The sequence below is a fragment of the Micromonospora sp. NPDC049359 genome, assembly GCF_044466585.1.
GTDB lineage: Bacteria > Actinomycetota > Actinomycetes > Mycobacteriales > Micromonosporaceae > Micromonospora.
In genome coordinates this window covers 242588-258479 of sequence record NZ_JBITMW010000006.1, presented here as the reverse complement: position 1 = coordinate 258479, position 15892 = coordinate 242588, and the positions used below count along the sequence as shown (strand labels likewise).

At 73.3% G+C, this 15892-nt stretch carries 13 protein-coding genes; 7 read left to right on the top strand and 6 right to left on the bottom strand.

Annotated features, from left to right (window positions below; translation table 11 throughout):
• The first annotated feature begins 9 nt into the window (after window positions 1-9).
• Entirely contained in the window at window positions 10-2043 is a 2034-nt protein-coding gene (locus ACIBTX_RS16630; protein WP_357127649.1) for a hypothetical protein, read from the top strand.
• 7 nt (window positions 2044-2050) lie between these two features.
• Here ACIBTX_RS16630 and ACIBTX_RS16625 read toward each other — a convergent pair whose 3' ends face one another.
• A complete protein-coding gene (locus tag ACIBTX_RS16625) occupies window positions 2051-3349 on the bottom strand; it encodes a hypothetical protein (protein ID WP_357127652.1) in 1299 nt (432 codons plus the stop codon).
• A gap of 126 nt (window positions 3350-3475) precedes the next feature.
• Between ACIBTX_RS16625 and ACIBTX_RS16620 the strand changes: the two genes are divergently transcribed.
• Genes ACIBTX_RS16620 through hutH form a run of 6 tightly spaced genes read left to right on the top strand, consistent with a single transcriptional unit; the run spans window position 3476 to window position 11288 of the window.
• Entirely contained in the window at window positions 3476-4318 is an 843-nt protein-coding gene (locus ACIBTX_RS16620; RefSeq protein WP_357173055.1) for a MurR/RpiR family transcriptional regulator, read from the top strand.
• Window positions 4319-4332: 14 nt separating this feature from the next.
• On the top strand, window positions 4333-5982 hold the full coding sequence (hutU, locus tag ACIBTX_RS16615) for a urocanate hydratase (RefSeq protein WP_396832680.1): 1650 nt from the start codon (window positions 4333-4335) through the stop codon (window positions 5980-5982).
• Window positions 5983-5993: 11 nt separating this feature from the next.
• Window positions 5994-7214: an allantoate amidohydrolase gene (locus ACIBTX_RS16610; RefSeq protein ID WP_357173052.1), complete on the top strand. Its 1221-nt coding sequence runs from the start codon at window positions 5994-5996 to the stop codon at window positions 7212-7214.
• Complete coding sequence (locus tag ACIBTX_RS16605; RefSeq protein ID WP_396832679.1) at window positions 7205-8572, top strand: formimidoylglutamate deiminase; 1368 nt, start codon at window positions 7205-7207, stop codon at window positions 8570-8572. The genes ACIBTX_RS16610 and ACIBTX_RS16605 overlap by 10 nt, the downstream gene beginning before the upstream one ends.
• Window positions 8569-9753: an imidazolonepropionase gene (gene hutI / locus ACIBTX_RS16600; protein ID WP_396832678.1), complete on the top strand. Its 1185-nt coding sequence runs from the start codon at window positions 8569-8571 to the stop codon at window positions 9751-9753. The genes ACIBTX_RS16605 and hutI overlap by 4 nt, the downstream gene beginning before the upstream one ends.
• Complete coding sequence (hutH, locus tag ACIBTX_RS16595) at window positions 9750-11288, top strand: histidine ammonia-lyase (RefSeq protein WP_396832677.1); 1539 nt, start codon at window positions 9750-9752, stop codon at window positions 11286-11288. Before hutI ends, hutH begins: the two co-directional genes overlap by 4 nt.
• Before the next feature lie 30 nt (window positions 11289-11318).
• Here hutH and rdgB read toward each other — a convergent pair whose 3' ends face one another.
• The 5 genes from rdgB to ACIBTX_RS16570 all read right to left on the bottom strand — a co-directional run bounded on the left by rdgB (window position 11319) and on the right by ACIBTX_RS16570 (window position 15865).
• On the bottom strand, window positions 11319-11936 hold the full coding sequence (gene rdgB, locus ACIBTX_RS16590; protein ID WP_355052054.1) for an RdgB/HAM1 family non-canonical purine NTP pyrophosphatase: 618 nt from the start codon (window positions 11934-11936) through the stop codon (window positions 11319-11321).
• Complete coding sequence (gene rph / locus ACIBTX_RS16585) at window positions 11933-12661, bottom strand: ribonuclease PH (RefSeq protein ID WP_357127672.1); 729 nt, start codon at window positions 12659-12661, stop codon at window positions 11933-11935. Before rph ends, rdgB begins: the two co-directional genes overlap by 4 nt.
• Before the next feature lie 9 nt (window positions 12662-12670).
• The gene (locus ACIBTX_RS16580) at window positions 12671-13840 is read right to left on the bottom strand and encodes a glycosyltransferase (RefSeq protein ID WP_357393660.1); all 1170 of its coding nucleotides are present in this window, start codon (window positions 13838-13840) and stop codon (window positions 12671-12673) included.
• Entirely contained in the window at window positions 13837-14982 is a 1146-nt protein-coding gene (locus ACIBTX_RS16575) for a glycosyltransferase family 1 protein (protein WP_357393658.1), read from the bottom strand. Before ACIBTX_RS16575 ends, ACIBTX_RS16580 begins: the two co-directional genes overlap by 4 nt.
• A gap of 139 nt (window positions 14983-15121) precedes the next feature.
• Window positions 15122-15865 (bottom strand): MBL fold metallo-hydrolase, encoded by a 744-nt coding sequence (locus ACIBTX_RS16570; RefSeq protein ID WP_357393656.1) that lies wholly within the window; start codon window positions 15863-15865, stop codon window positions 15122-15124.
• Between the last annotated feature and the right edge of the window lie 27 nt (window positions 15866-15892).

Here is a 15892-nt window from a genome sequence, read left to right as displayed (position 1 = left end):
GGGGGCGCGTTGGCAGTGACCACCGCCGACGCTCGGGACACCTGGGCGGTCCCGTCCGGCAGCCGCGACCGGGTCGCGCGGCTCGGCCGGAGCTTCGTCCGCGGCATCTGGTTCTTTCCGGCCCTGCTCACCGTCCTGTTGACGTTGCTGACCGTCCTGCAAATCAGCGGGTCGTCGATGGGCGTCTACCAGTCGATGCTGTACGGCTCGCAACCGGACGCGAACCTGCTGCTCAACGCACCGCAGCCGATCCGATCGGACGAGTGGGCCGTCAACACCCAGCTGACCATCGCCCAGGACGCCGCCGGCTACCCCCGGATAAACCCGAACATGGGTCAGGGCGCGGACGTCTCCCTGGTCGTGGACGTGCCGTACCGGGACTGGTCGGCGGCTTTCAAGCCGCACAACCTCGCGTTCCTGGTTCTTCCGCTCGACTACGCCTTCGCGTTCAAGTGGTGGCTGATGGCGGTGCTGCTCATCCTGAGCGCCTACTTCTTCGTCCTGGTGCTGATGCCGGGCCAGCACTGGCTAGCCGCCGGTCTCTCGTCGACACTCTTCTTCAGCCCGTTCGTGCACTGGTGGTACCAGTACATCACCCTCGGGCCGCTGTACTACGCACTGTTCATCGCGACGGTCTTCGTCCTTCTGCTGCGGTCGACCCGCCTGCTCGCCACCGTCGCCTGGGCGGCGTTACTGGCGTACCTGCTCACGTGTTTCGCGCTGGTCCTCTATCCGCCCTTCCAGATTCCCTGTGCCCTGGCGCTTGCCGCGTTCTGCGTGGGCCATCTCATCGAGCGGTACACCGTGCCACGAAGTCCCATGCTGCGGCCGCTGGCCTTCGTGGCGGCAGCGCTCCTCGTCGCCGGCCTCCTGGTCGGGCTCTTCGTCGGCACCCGGCTGGACGCCATCAACGCGGTGCTGCACACCGCCTACCCGGGGCAACGGCTCACCCGAAGCGGCGGCTTCGACCTGGCCCACCTGCTCTCTGGACACACCAGCTTCGGCCTGGAGTCGGGCAGATCAGCGGCGCAATACAGCATTCCGGACAAGGGGCTGACCAACCAGAGCGAGAACTCCAACTTCCTGCTCATGCTCCCGTACCTGTGCGTGCCGTGCCTCTATCTGCTGTACCAGTCGTACCGCGCCAGACGCGTCGTCGACTGGCCGCTGCTGCTCGTCAACCTCGCATTCCTCGGAGCACTCGTCCGGCTGTTCGTACCCCATCTCGACTTCTTCGGCAGGCTGCTGTATCTGGACCGGGTGCCGCACACGCGATTGCTCATCGGCATCGGCCTGCTCAACTTCATCGGGCTGGTGCTGTTCGTCCGGCGGCTCCGCGACCAGCGGTCGACTCTGCCGGGGCGCACCGTCATCATCGGTTACACACTCGCGCTCCTGCTCGTCCAGGCGTTACTCAGCCTGCACGTGGCGCAGACATCCCCCGGCTTCCTGGGCCTCGGCGGCTTCGTCCTGTCCCTCGTCCCCGTGCCGTTGGTCGTCCATCTGGCACTGCGCCGCCGCTTCGTCTGGGCGACATCGGTTCTCCTGGCGTTCTCGGTGGCCATGACGGCCTTCATCCATCCGCTCTACCGGGGCACCGCCACGTTGACCCAGACGCCGCTGTCCCGATCCATCCGGGCCATCGCCGCCGAGGATCCGGATGCCGTGTGGACGGCGGAGGTGGGCATCGTCCAAAACTTCCCCACCATGAACGGCGCCCGGTCACTGTCCGGTGTCTACGCGTACCCGCAGCTGACGTTGTGGCGGACCGCCGACCAGCAGGGCCAGCAGGAGTACATCGTCAACCGCTACGCGCACGTCTGGTTCACCTTCGACCGGAACCCCGCCGTCATGTCGACGACTACCTTCACCCTCACGGCGCCGGACCACTTCCGGGTCAACACCGAGCCGTGCGGCCCCTTCCTCCGCCAGCATCGCGTCAAGTACCTCGTGACGGGCACCGAGATCAACGAGTCGTGCCTGAAGCTGCGGGCCACGGTCCGCTATCCGGAGGCCACGTTCCTCATCTACGAGTTCTGGTGAACGGCGGTCAGCTGTTCCGATGCCACAGATCGCGCAACGCGTCCCAGTTGCCGGCGATCCCGGCCTCACACGGGGTCTCGAAGTACACCGCGCCCAGCCGGTCGTCCCGGTCCCACCAGATGCCGCACATGACCGGCCCGTTCCCGGGGTCGCCGGCGTACTCGACGTAGCTGCCGGTTGCTCCGCTGGAGCCACCCGTGGTCCGCGCGCCCTGCCTGATCCCCGGTGAGAGGGTGCCGGCGAGGAAGGCGAGCTGCTCACGGTAGGCGCGTGCGGCGTCCTTCGTCGTCGTGGACTCGAAAAGTGCGAAGTGGACGAACACGTTGCCGTACCGACAGAAGACATGCCGCTTCTCGTCCTTCGGCAGCTTCGGACCGCCGGCCTCCCGGTCCGAGGCGCAGTCGCCCATCCGGGCGAGCCAGGGCTCGGCGAGCGGCACCAGATCGGGGTCGAACTTCGCCTTGTTGAGGGCGTACTGGGTCTTCTCGAACAGCGGGACCGGAGGGCTGGCCGCAGGCTGCGTCTCGGGCTTCGTGTCACCACCGAGGGCACCGCCACCGAGGAGCCCGGCGCCGGCGGCCACCACCGCGGTCAGGACGAGGGCACCGACCCACAGGCCGGTCCGACTCCGCGGCGGGCGCGCCACCGGCGCGATCCGCCGTCCGCCCGAGGACGAGAGCGGATCGAACGACGGGATCGGTGCGGCGTTGGAGGCGTACGCCGGGGACTGCGGCGCGGCCTTTGCCGGCGTCGGCGCGGGGGAGGCCGGCGCTGCCGACACCGGTTGCGGGGACGCGGACACCGGCTGCCCGGAGACCGGGTTGGCGTGCACCGCCCACGGCAGCTGCGGCGGGTACGCCAGGAGTTCCGGAGCGCCGGAGACCGGGCTCGGCGGTCCGCTGGCCTGCTGCGGCACACCGGACACCGGCGGCGCGGAGACGGGCGGGGAGGAGGCAGGCGGGGCCGACGTGGGCGGGGCGGAGACCGGCAGGTCGGGCACGGGCTGGTAGTCCATGCCGAGGCTCTGGAAGAGCCGCTGCGGCGCGTGCCCCTCCTCGGCCCGGTAGGCCACCCACGGGTGGGCGGCGGACAGGTCGGCGTCCGCGTAGCGGTGACCGCCGACGGCCTGCGCCAGCGCGTTGGCCGCGTTGCCGAAGGCCACCCGCCAGCGCTCGTCGGACGCGGCCACGCCGTCCAGCACCGCCACGGTGGCGAACTGACCCTGCCCGTCCACTGCGGCCCAGGCCTTACCAACCTGGCACGCGCCCAGCATGTGCGTGTACCTGTAGGGGCTCTCCGGCTGCATGCCACTCCTTAGCTCAACCGCCGTGGATCCTACAGAGGTGTCGCCATCTCAGCGTGCCGCCCGCCGGCGGAGCGGCAGGGTGCGGCGCCCTTGCCTATTGAAAGTTTTCATGCATACAGTCACGATGTGAATGAAGGAGCGACGGCCGAGCAGGTCCTCGACCTGTTCGACGGGGTACGGCTCACCCCCACCCAGCGCCGGATCGCGCACTGTCTCGTGCAGCACGCGCCGACCGTCGCGTACCTCTCCGCCGCGGAGGTCGCCGAGCTGGCCGGGGTCAGCCAGCCCTCGGTCACCCGATTCGCCGTCGCGCTCGGCCACGACGGCTATCCGGCGCTGCGCCGCCGCCTGCGCGACCTCACCGCCAGCACGACCGGCGGCCCGGCGGACACCGCCAACGAGCTCCAGCAGGCGGTACGCGCCGAGATGGGCAACCTGGACCGGTTGGCCGGACAGCTCGCCGACACCGGCCGGATCGCCGAGACCGGGCGGCTGCTCGCGTCCAGCCGGCCGCTGCCGGTGCTGGGCCTGCGGGCCGCCGCGCCGCTGGCCGCGTACTTCGCCTACTTCGCCGCGAAGGTCCACCCGGACGTGCGGGTGCTCAACGACGGCGGCAGCCTGCTCACCGACCGGCTGGAGCAGGCCGCCGAGGCCGGGGCGTCCGCCGTGCTCGCCTTCGTGCTGCCCCGCTACCCCCGGGAAACCCTGGACGCCCTGCGCGACGCGCGTGCCGCCGGGCTGACCGTCGTGGCGATCACCGACTCGCCGGTCAGCCCGGCCACCGAACACGCCGACGTGGTGCTGCCGGCCGCCGTCGGCGCCCAACTCGTCTTCGACCTGCACACCGCCCCGATGACCCTGGCGATGGTCCTGTTGCAGGCGATCTGCGACGCCGCGCCGGCCGACACCCAGCGCCGCCTGGAGGCGTTCGAAGCCTCCGCGGCCCGCCGACAGTTGTTCCTCGGATGAGGAGGAGACCGGAGATGACCCAGCCCATCCGTGCCGCACGGGGCAGCCAGCTCACCGCCCGTGGCTGGCAGCAGGAGGCCGCCCTGCGGATGCTGATGAACAACCTCGATCCGGAGGTGGCCGAACGCCCCGACGACCTGGTGGTCTACGGCGGGACCGGCAAGGCGGCGCGGGACTGGCCGTCGTACCACGCGTTGGTGCGTACGCTGACCGACCTGCGCGCGGACGAGACGATGCTGGTGCAGTCCGGGCGACCGGTCGGTGTGATGCGTACGCACGAGTGGGCGCCCCGGGTGCTGCTGGCGAACTCCAACCTGGTCGGCGACTGGGCGACCTGGCCCGAGTTCCGTCGCCTGGAACAGCTCGGCCTGACCATGTACGGGCAGATGACCGCCGGCTCGTGGATCTACATCGGCACGCAGGGCATCCTCCAGGGCACCTACGAGACGTTCGCCGCCGTCGCCGCCAAGAGGTTCAGCGGCACCCTGGCCGGGACGCTGACGCTCACCGCCGGGTGCGGCGGGATGGGTGGCGCGCAGCCCCTCGCGGTCACCATGAACGACGGCGTCTGCCTGATCGTCGACGTCGACCGCACCCGTCTGGACCGCCGGGTGCACGACCGCTACCTGGACGAGGTGGCCGACTCCCTGGACGACGCGGTCGCGCGGGTCCGCGCGGCGAAGCGGGACCGGCGCGCGTTGAGCGTCGGGGTCGTCGGCAACGCGGCCGAGGTCTTCCCGGAGCTGCTGGGCCGAGGCGTCGAGATCGACATCGTGACCGACCAGACCAGCGCCCACGACCCGCTGGCGTACCTGCCGGTGGGCGTCGAGCTGGCCGAAGCCCGGGACTACGCAGCGGCGAAGCCCGCCGAGTTCACCGATCGGGCCCGCGCGTCGATGGCACGGCACGTCGAGGCGATGGTCGGGTTCCTCGACGCCGGGGCCGAGGTCTTCGACTACGGCAACTCGATCCGGGGCGAGGCGCAGCTCGGCGGCTACCAGCGGGCGTTCGACTTCCCGGGCTTCGTGCCCGCGTACATCCGCCCGCTGTTCTGCGAGGGCCGGGGACCGTTCCGGTGGGCGGCGCTCTCCGGCGACCCGGCCGACATCGCCGCCACCGACCGGGCCATCCTGGACCTGTTCCCGGAGAACGAGTCCCTGGCCCGCTGGATCAAGCTGGCCGGTGAGCGGGTCGCGTTCCAGGGCCTGCCGGCCCGGATCTGCTGGCTCGGCCAGGGCGAACGCGACCGGGCGGGCGTGCGGTTCAACGACATGGTCGCCTCCGGTGAGCTCTCCGCGCCGGTGGTGATCGGCCGGGACCATCTGGACACCGGCAGCGTCGCGAGCCCGTACCGGGAGACCGAGGGGATGGCCGACGGCTCCGACGCGATCGCGGACTGGCCGCTGCTGAACGCGCTGGTCAACACCGCCAGCGGGGCGTCCTGGGTGTCCATCCACCACGGCGGCGGGGTGGGCATCGGCCGGTCGATCCACGCCGGGCAGGTCTGCGTGGCCGACGGCACCGCCCTGGCCGGCCAGAAGATCGAGCGGGTGCTCACCAACGATCCGGCGATGGGCGTCATCCGGCACGTCGACGCCGGCTACGACAGCGCCCGCGAGGTCGCCGACCGCACCGGCGTCCGCGTCCCGATGACCGAGCAGTAAGGAAGGGCACCTTGTTATCGGATTTTGTTGAAGAAGGGGCCCTTCCTTTCAGGTTCCGGGCGCTGTGGGACGAGATCGCGCCGGTCGGGCGGGACGCCGGCAGCGGCGGCTACCTGCGGTACGCGCTGACCGAGCCGGAACACCAGCTGCGGGCCTGGTTCCGGGCACAGGCCGACCGTCGCGGCCTGCCGGTCACCGAGGACGGCAACGGCAACCTGTTCGCCCACTGGGGTGACCCGGAGGGCGCGGACGCCGTGCTGACCGGTAGCCACTTCGACTCGGTGCCGCACGGCGGGGCGTACGACGGCCCGCTCGGCATCGTCAGCGCGTTCCTCGCCGTGGACGAGCTGCGCGCCGCCGGTGTCACCCCGGTCCGGCCGCTGGTGGTGGCCGCGTTCGTGGAGGAGGAGGGCGCGCGCTTCGGCGTACCCTGCCTGGGGTCGCGGCTGCTCACCGGCGTGCTGGCGGCCGACCGCGCGGCCGGCCTGCGCGACGCGGCCGGGGTGAGCTTCGCCGACGCGCTCGGCGGGCGGCCGGCGGGCGCCCGACCGGAGCTGCTCGGCCGGTTCGGCGCGTTCGTGGAGCTGCACGTCGAGCAGGGCCGCGCGCTCGCGGACGCGGACGCGCCGGTGGGGGTGGCGAGCGCGATCTGGCCGCACGGCCGCTGGCGTTTCGACGTGGTCGGCGAGGGCAACCACGCGGGTACGACGCGGATGGCCGACCGCCGCGACCCGATGCTCACCTACGCGTTCGGGGTGTTGGCCGCGAACAAGGAGGCCCGGCTGCGTGGGGCGCACGCCACCGTGGGTCGGGTCGCCGTGGAGCCCAACGCCACCAACGCGATCCCGTCGAGGGTGACCGGCTGGCTGGACGCGCGCGCCGCCGACCCGGAGACCCTGACCGGGCTGGTCGACGCGGTTCGGGCCAAGCTCGCCGAGCGGTCCCGCCGCGACGGCACGGAGGTGCTGGTCACCGAGGAGTCGGTGACCCCGCTGGTCGCCTTCGACGGCGACCTGGCCGCCCGGCTGGCGACGCTGCTCGACGCGCCGGTGCTGCCCACGGGCGCGGGACACGACGCCGGGGTGCTCGCTGCGTACCTGCCCACGGCGATGCTGTTCGTGCGCAATCCGACCGGGGTGTCGCACTCCCCCGCCGAGTCCGCGAGCGACGACGACTGCGCGGCCGGGGTGCGCGCGCTGGCCCGCGTGCTTGAGGAGCTGACATGCCGCTGACCGCCACCCGCTGGCTCGCCGAGTACGCCTGGCTGCCCGCGCACGCCGAGCCCACGCCCGACGTGCTGATCGAGGTCGAGGACGGTCGGATCAGCGCGGTGACGCCGCTGACCCCCGGGAGCCGGCCGCCGTCCGGGGTCGACGTGTACGCCGACGCCGTGCCGCTGCCCGGCCTGACGCTGCCGGGCCTCGCGAACGCGCACTCGCACGCCTTCCACCGGGCCCTGCGGGGGCGCACCCACGGCGGGCGGGGTGACTTCTTCTCCTGGCGGGAGCGCATGTACGCGGTCGCGGACCGGCTCGACCCGGACACCTACCTGGCGCTGGCCCGGGCGGTGTACGCCGAGATGGCGCTTGCCGGGATCACCTGCGTGGGCGAGTTCCACTACCTGCACCACCGGCCCGACGGCGGCGCGTACGACGACCCGAACGCGATGGGCGCGGCACTGGTCGAGGCGGCCGCGCACGCCGGGGTCCGACTCACCCTGCTGGACACCTGCTACCTCGCCTCCACTGTGGATGGTCGGCCGCTCGCCGGACCGCAGCGGCGCTTCGGCGACGGCGACGCGGCCGGCTGGGCGCGGCGGGCGGGCGCGTTTCAGCCGACGGACTCGCACGTGCGGGTCGGCGCGGCCGTGCACTCGGTGCGGGCGGTCCCCGCCGACCAGCTCCGCACGGTCGCCGACTGGGCCCGCGACCGGCAGGCTCCGCTGCACGTGCACCTCTCCGAGCAGCCCGCCGAGAACGACGAGTGCCGGGCCGTGCACGGGCGTACGCCCACCGCCCTGCTCGCGGACCACGGCGTGCTCGGGCCGGACACCACCGCCGTCCACGCCACCCATCCGACCAGCGCCGACCTGACCCTGCTCGCCGACAGCCGGACCGGCGTGTGCCTCTGCCCCACCACCGAGCGGGATCTCGCCGACGGCATCGGACCGGCCCGCCGGATGGCCGACGCCGGTATCCGGCTGAGCCTGGGCAGCGACAGTCACGCCGTGGTCGACATGTTCGAGGAGGCCCGCGCCGTGGAGCTGGACGAACGGCTGCGCACCCGCCGCCGCGGCCACTTCACCCCGGTCGACCTGTTCGCCACCGCCACCGCCGCCGGGCACGCCGCGCTGGGCTGGGCCGACGCCGGGCGGATCGCCGTCGGCGCCCGCGCCGACCTGGTGACGGTACGACTCGACACCGCCCGTACCGCCGGCGTACCGCCGGTGGGGGTGTTCTTCGCGGCCGGCGCGGCGGACGTCGACCAGGTCATGGTGGACGGTCGCGTGGTGGTGGCCGACGGCCGGCACCTGAGCGTGGACGTGCCGGCCGAGCTGTCGGCGTCGATCGAGGCGGTGACCCCCGCATGAGCAGTCTGCTTGTCGACAACATCGGGGAGCTGGTCACCAACGGCGTCGGCGCGGACCCGCTGGGCATCCGCCGCAAGGCGGCCGTGCTCGTCGAGGAGGACCGGGTGGCCTGGGTCGGGCCGGCCGCGTACGCGCCGGCCGCCGACCACCGGATCGACGTCGGCGGTGCCGCCGTACTGCCCGGCTTCGTGGACAGCCACGCCCACCTGGTCTTCGCCGGGGACCGGGCCGCCGAGTTCGCCGCGCGGATGGCCGGCGAGCCGTACACCGGCGGCGGCATCCGGACCACCGTGGGCGCGACCCGGGCCGCCACCGACGGGGAGCTGCGGGCCACCGTGCGCCGGCTGCGCGGGGAGGCGCTGCGCCAGGGCACCACGACCATGGAGATCAAGAGTGGGTACGGGCTGAACGTCGCCGACGAGGCCCGCTCGCTGCGGATCGCCGCCGAGACCAGCTCCGAGACCACCTTCCTGGGCGCGCACGTGGTGCCCGCCGAGTACGCCGACCGGCCGGACGACTACGTCGGGCTGGTCTGCGGGCCGATGCTGGCCGCCGCCGCGCCGCACGCGAAGTGGATCGACGTGTTCTGCGAGCGGGGCGCCTTCGACGTCGACCACGCCCGCGCCATCCTCGCCTGCGGCCAGGCCGCCGGGCTGGGCGTACGACTGCACGCCAACCAGCTCGGCCCCGGGCCGGGCGCGCGGCTCGGGGTGGAGTTGGGAGCGGCCAGCGTCGACCACTGCACCCACCTGAGCGACGCCGACGTCGACGCGCTGGCCGGCACGGCCCACACCGACGGGTTCGGGACCACCACCGTCGCCACCCTGCTGCCGGGCGCCGAGTTCTCCACCCGCTCGCCGTACCCGGACGCCCGCCGGCTGCTCGACGCCGGTGTGACCGTGGCCCTGGCGACGGACTGCAACCCCGGTTCGTCGTACACCTCGTCGATGCCCTTCTGTATCGCCCTCGCGGTCCGCGAGATGCGGATGACCCCGGCGGAGGCGGTCTGGGCCGCCACCGCCGGTGGCGCGCGGGCGCTGCGCCGCGACGACCTCGGCGTGCTCACCCCCGGCGCGCGGGCCGACCTCGTCGTCCTGGACGCGCCGTCCTACCTGCATCTGGCCTACCGGCCCGGTGTCCCCCTGATCCGCCAGGTAATTCGCAACGGAGTTCCGCAATGACGCACGTGACCATCCAACCCACCGGGATCACCGCCGACGACGTGCTCGCGGTGGCCCGCGGCACCGCCACGGTGGTCCTCGCTCCGGCCGCCCGGGACGCGATGGCGACCAGCCGCGCGATCGTGGACGGGATCGAGGCCGCCGGACGACCGGTGTACGGCGTCTCGACCGGGTTCGGGGCCCTGGCGAACACCTTCGTCGCGCCGAAGCGGCGGGCCGAGCTGCAACACGCGCTGATCCGTTCGCACGCCGCCGGGGTGGGCGCACCGATGCCCCGCGAGGTGGTCCGCGCCATGATGCTGCTGCGCGTACGCTCGCTCGCCCTGGGCCGCTCCGGGGTCCGGCCGCTGGTCGCCGAGGCCCTCGTCGACCTGCTCAACCACGACATCACCCCGTGGGTGCCGGAGCACGGCTCGCTGGGCGCGTCCGGCGACCTGGCGCCGCTGGCGCACTGCGCGCTGGTGCTGCTCGGTGAGGGCTGGGTGCTGGGCCCGGCCGGCGAGCGGCAGGACGCGGCCGACGTGCTGGCCGCCAACGGGCTCAAGCCGATCGAGCTGGCCGCCAAGGAGGGGCTGGCGCTGATCAACGGCACCGACGGCATGCTCGGCATGCTGCTGCTGGCCATCCACGACGCGGCGCACCTCTTCGCGATGGCGGACGTGACCGCGGCGCTGGCCATCGAGGCGATGCTCGGCTCGGAGCGGCCGTTCCTGCCCGAGCTGCACGCCATCCGGCCGCATCCCGGTCAGGCGGCGTCGGCGGCGAACATCCACCGGCTGTTGCAGGATTCGCGGGTCATGGACTCGCACCGCGACGACCTGGCGCACGCCGTGCAGGACGCGTACTCGATGCGCTGCGCGCCGCAGGTGGCCGGCGCGGCCCGCGACACCCTGGACTTCGTCCGCACGGTCGCGGGCCGGGAGCTGGTGTCCGTGGTGGACAACCCGGTGGTGCTGCCGGACGGTCGGGTCGAGTCGACCGGGAACTTCCACGGCGCACCGCTCGGCTTCGCCGCCGACTTCCTCGCCATCGCCGCCGCCGAGGTGGGTGCGATCGCCGAGCGGCGGGTGGACCGGCTGCTCGACGTGACCCGCTCCCGGGAGCTGCCGGCGTTCCTCTCGCCCGACGCCGGGGTCAACTCCGGGCTGATGATCGCCCAGTACACGGCGGCCGGGATCGTCGCGGAGAACCGGCGGCTGGCCGCGCCCGCGTCGGTGGACTCGCTGCCCACCAGCGGCATGCAGGAGGACCACGTCTCGATGGGCTGGGCGGGGGCCAAGAAGCTGCGCACCGTGCTGGACAACCTCACCAGCCTGCTCGCGGTGGAGCTGCTGGCCGGAGTACGTGGCCTGCAACTGCGCGAACCGCTGGTGCCGTCGCCGGCCGGTCGGGCCGCCGTCGCCGCGCTCGGTGCGGCGGCCGGCGACCCCGGCCCGGACGTGTTCCTCGCCCCGGTGATGGAGGCGGCCCGTGCGGTCGTCGCCGGCCCCGAGCTGCGCGCCGCCATCGAGCGGGAGGTCGGCCCGCTGGGCTGACCTCCACGGGTCGCTGTCGTCCGCCGCGGGTCAGGCGGCGGGCGGCAGGACCTTGGCGACCAGCTTGGCCAGCTCGCGCAGCGCCTTGCCCCGGTGGCTGACCGCGTCCTTCTCGGCCGGGGTCAGCTCGGCGTTGGTCCGGTCCTGGCCGTCGCCCAGGAAGATGGGGTCGTACCCGAATCCGCCGTCGCCACGCGGCGCGCGCAGCACCCGACCGGGCTGCCGGCCGTCGACCAGGTGCTCCTTGCCGCCGGGCAGCACCAGCGCGACCGTGCAGACGAAGGACGCCGCCCGGTGCTCGTCGGGCACGTCGGCGATCTGGTCCAGCACGAGCTGGAGATTGGCCTGGTCGTCGCCGTGCTTACCGGCCCACCGGGCACTGAACACCCCGGGCATCCCGTTCAGCGCGTCCACGGCGATGCCCGAGTCGTCGGCGATCGTCGGCAACCCCGTCCGGCGGCAGCCCTCCCGCGCCTTGATCAGCGCGTTCTCGCCGAAGGTGAGGCCGGTCTCGGGCAGCTCCGGGTACTCCTCGACGTCGTCGAGGCCGAGCAGGGCGATCCGGTGCGCGCCGAGCGCGCCGTCCAGGATCCGCTGAAGCTCCACCAGCTTCTTCCGGTTCCGGGTAGCCAGCAAAACCTTGTTCATGAGGAAAGCGCCTTCCGCTGGGCTTCGGCCAACTCGGCGCACCCGGCCACGGCCAGGTCGAGCAGGCTGTCGAGCTGGTCCCGGGCGAACACGCCCGCCTCACCGGTGCCCTGCACCTCGACGAAGTCGCCCGTGCCGGTGCACACCACGTTCATGTCCACCTCGGCGGCCACGTCCTCTTCGTAGCAGAGGTCCAGGCGCGCCTCGCCGGCGATGATCCCGACGCTGACGGCGGCCACCGAGCGGTGCATGACCTTTTCCGGCTTGCCGGCGAGGGCCTTGCGGGCGGCCAACCAGCCCACCGCGTCGTGCAGCGCCACGTACGCGCCGGTGATCGCGGCGGTCCGGGTACCTCCGTCGGCCTGCAACACGTCGCAGTCGAGCACGATCGAGTTCTCGCCGAGCGCCTTCAGGTCGATGCAGGCGCGCAGGCTGCGACCGATCAGGCGGGAGATCTCGTGGGTACGCCCACCGACCCGGCCCTTGACGCTCTCCCGGTCGGAGCGGGTGTTGGTGGCCCGGGGCAGCATCGCGTACTCGGCGGTCACCCAGCCGAGCCCGGAGCCCTTGCGCCAGCGGGGCACGCCCTCGGTGACGCTCGCCGTGCAGAGCACCCGGGTGCCGCCGAACTCGACGAGCACCGACCCCTCCGGGTGGGTGCTCCAGCCTCGGGTCAGGGTCACCGGTCGGAGTTGAGAGGGCCCTCGCCCGTCAGGTCGCGCCATCCCTGCACCCTATGCGGTGCGGGGATCCACCTCGCCCCGGGTGCCCTGCGGCACGTCCGCGCCGTGTGCCGCCAGGAATCCGGCGACCGCCGCCGGCCACCCGAACTCCTCGGCCCGCGCCCGAGCGGCCCGCCGCCGCTGCGCCTCCGGACGGGCCACGAGGCGCAGCACGGCCTCGGCCAGCGACGCCCCGGAGCCGTACGCGGCCAGCCCCGCCGAGCCGACCACCTCGGGCAACGCGCTCGCGGCGTTCACCACCACGGGAGTGCCGCAGGCCAGCGCCTCCAGCCCGGCCAGGCCGAAGGTCTCCACCGGGCCGGGCGCCAGCACCACGTCCGCGCTCGCGAGCAGCGCGGCCACCACGGCACGGTCGGGCAGGAAGCCGGTGAACGTGACCGGCAGGCCGGCCGCCCGGCGGGCCAGCGACGCGCGCAGCGGGCCGTCCCCGGCCAGCACGAGCACCGCCGGCACACCGGCCCGGCGCAGCTCGGCGAGGGCTTCGACCGCCAGTTCCGGCCGCTTCTCCGGAGACAACCGCGCGCAGTGTACGAGCAGCAGCTCGGTCGGGTCGGCGTAGCGTTCCCGCAGCCGCGGGTCGGCCCGCTCCGGTCCGAAGGTGTCCAGGTCCACGCCGAGCGGCACCAGGTGGACGTTGTCGGCCCCGATGCGCGCGAACTCCTCGGCCGCCCACCGGGTCGTGCACACGATCCGGTCGTACGCCCGGCTGGTGGCCCGGTTGAGCCGGTCGGCGGTCGGCCGGCGCAGCACGTCCGGCACTCCCCACTGGCCGAGCAGGCCGGTCAGCGACTCGTGCGAGACCATCACCGACGGCACCCCGTGCGCCTTCGCCCAGGCCCCCGTCCAGCGCAGCGAGGACCGGTCGGACACCTCCAGCCGGTCCGGCGTCAGCTCGGTGAGCACCCGGGCCAGCCGCTGCCGGCCGGCCAGCAGCCGGTAACCACCCGTGCCCGGCAGCTCCAGACCCGGCAGGGTGACCACCCGACCCCACGGGTGCCACTCGTGGGTGTTCCGTCGGCCGGGCACCACCAGCACCGGATCGTGTCCCGCCGCGCGGTAGCCCTCGCCGAGGTGCCGCAGCGCCGTACGCAGGCCACCGGAGCGCTCGGTCACGAAGTTCGCGAGCCGGACGATCCGCAGCCCACCGGCTGTCGCCGTCACGACGCGGCCGGCAGGCCGACGGTGGCGGCGTTGGCGCGTACCGCGTGATAGTGCCCGACCAGCTCGTCGCCGACGGCCGCCCAGCTACGCCGGCGCACCGCGGCGCGGGCCGCCACCCCGTACGCCCGCCGCCGGTCGGCGTCCCCGGTCAGCTCGGCCACGGCGGCGGCCAGCGCGTCCCCGTCGCCGGGCGGCACCAGCAGCCCGGTCCGGCCCGAGTCGACCAGGTCGACCGGCCCACCGCTGGCCGGGGCGACCACCGGCACCCCGGACGCCAACGCCTCCTGCACGGTCTGGCCGAACGTCTCGTGCGGACCGGTGTGCGCGAACACGTCCAGGCTGGCGTAGAGCCGTGCCAGGTCCTCGCCGTGCCGCACCCCCAGGAACGTGACCCCCGGCAACGCCCGCTCGAGCTGACGACGGGCCGGGCCGTCACCGGCCACCACCACCCGTACGCCCGGCAGCCGGGACGTCGCCGCCAACAGCTCCACCCGCTTCTCCGGGGCCAACCGGCCGACGTAGCCGACCAGCAGCTCCCCGCCCGGGGCCAGCCGACGGCGCAGGTCGGCGCAGCGCTTGGCCGGGTCGAACCGGACGGCGTCGACGCCCCGGCCCCACAACCAGATCCGCTGCACCCCGTTGGCGATCAGATCGGCCGCAGCCCGGGTCGACGGCGCGAGCGTCCGCTGGGCCAGATTGTGGATCTCCCGGAGTCGCCGCCACGCGGCCGCCTCACCCCAGCTCACCCGGTACGCCCTGGCGTAGGCCGCCACGTCGGTCTGGTAGACCGCCACCATCGGCAGCCCATACCGGTCGGCGAGGGTGGCCGCCCGCGCGCCGAGAACGAACGGGCTCGCCAGGTGCACCACGTCCGGCGCCGCCGACAGCAGCGCCCCCGCCAGCCGGGTACCCGTCGGCACGCCCAGCCGGAAACCCTGGTAGCGGGGCAACGGCACGCTGGGGATACGCACCACCGGGTACGCCAGACGGTCGACGCCCCGCCGGTCCGCCCCGGCGGGCGCGGGTGCGATGACGACCGGCTCGTGGCCACGGGCCAGCAGGTGCTCGGCCGTACGCACCACGGAGTGCGCGACGCCGTTGACGTCCGGCGGGAACGACTCGGTCACGATGGCGATCCGCATGTCCACACCGTGCGGGTGCCACGGGTGCGCCAGACGACCAGCCGCTGACCGGCCGGCGAACAGTACGGCACAACACCGGACCATCGACACACCGGACCATCGACGACGCCCACGAAAGCGCCGGGTGGCCGCGAGGCGGTCAGATGTCGTAGCTGGCGCCCGCCCGGACCACTTCGAGCGGCCCGTTGTACGCGCCGGCCGCCGACTCCAGCGTGTGCGCCTCGCTGCCCCAGGCCGCGACCAGGTGGGTCAGCAGCAGACGACCCACCGCCGCCTTCGTCGCGATCTCACCCGCCTCCCGGCCGGTCAGGTGCAGATCCGGCGGATTGTCCACGCCGTCCAGGTAGCTGGCCTCGCACAGGAACACGTCGGCGTTCTGCGCCAGCCGTAGCAACGCGTCGCACTCGGCGGTGTCCGACGAGTAGCACAGCGACCGCCCACCGTGCTCGAGCCGCACGCCGTACGTCTCGACGGGGTGGTTGACCCGGTCGACGGTGACCGTGAACGGCCCGATCGGGAACGTGCCCGGCTGGAGGGCGTAGAACTGGTAGACGTCGTCCACCGTGCCGTCGTCGCCGTAGGCGGCGCTGAGCCGGTCCGGGGCGCCGGCCGGGGCGTACACCGGCAGCGCCGGGTAGGGGCCCTCGGGGGCGTACCGGCGGACCACCACGTACGTCACCGCGTCGAGGATGTGGTCACAGTGCAGGTGGGTCAGCAGGATCGCGTCCGGAGCGTGCAGCCCCACGTACCGCTGGAGGCTGGACAACGACCCCGAGCCGAAGTCGACCAGGAGCCGGAAACCATCCGCCTCGACGAGGTAGGCGGAGCACGGTGACTCGGGGCCCGGGAAGCTGCCGGCACACCCAAGGACAGTCAGTCGCATCGGGTTTTCTCACTGTCACTGTCGGTA

Bases quoted from the DNA above. Each gene is read 5' to 3' on its own strand.
- ACIBTX_RS16625 (WP_357127652.1), bottom strand. From the start codon at position 3,349: ATGCAGCCGGAGAGCCCCTACAGGTACACGCACATGCTGGGCGCGTGC.
- rdgB (WP_355052054.1), bottom strand. From the start codon at position 11,936: ATGAACAAGGTTTTGCTGGCTACCCGGAACCGGAAGAAGCTGGTGGAG.
- rph (WP_357127672.1), bottom strand. From the start codon at position 12,661: ATGGCGCGACCTGACGGGCGAGGGCCCTCTCAACTCCGACCGGTGACC.
- ACIBTX_RS16605 (WP_396832679.1), top strand. From the start codon at position 7,205: ATGCCGCTGACCGCCACCCGCTGGCTCGCCGAGTACGCCTGGCTGCCC.
- ACIBTX_RS16570 (WP_357393656.1), bottom strand. From the start codon at position 15,865: ATGCGACTGACTGTCCTTGGGTGTGCCGGCAGCTTCCCGGGCCCCGAG.
- ACIBTX_RS16575 (WP_357393658.1), bottom strand. From the start codon at position 14,982: ATGCGGATCGCCATCGTGACCGAGTCGTTCCCGCCGGACGTCAACGGC.
- hutU (WP_396832680.1), top strand. From the start codon at position 4,333: ATGACCCAGCCCATCCGTGCCGCACGGGGCAGCCAGCTCACCGCCCGT.
- hutI (WP_396832678.1), top strand. From the start codon at position 8,569: ATGAGCAGTCTGCTTGTCGACAACATCGGGGAGCTGGTCACCAACGGC.
- hutH (WP_396832677.1), top strand. From the start codon at position 9,750: ATGACGCACGTGACCATCCAACCCACCGGGATCACCGCCGACGACGTG.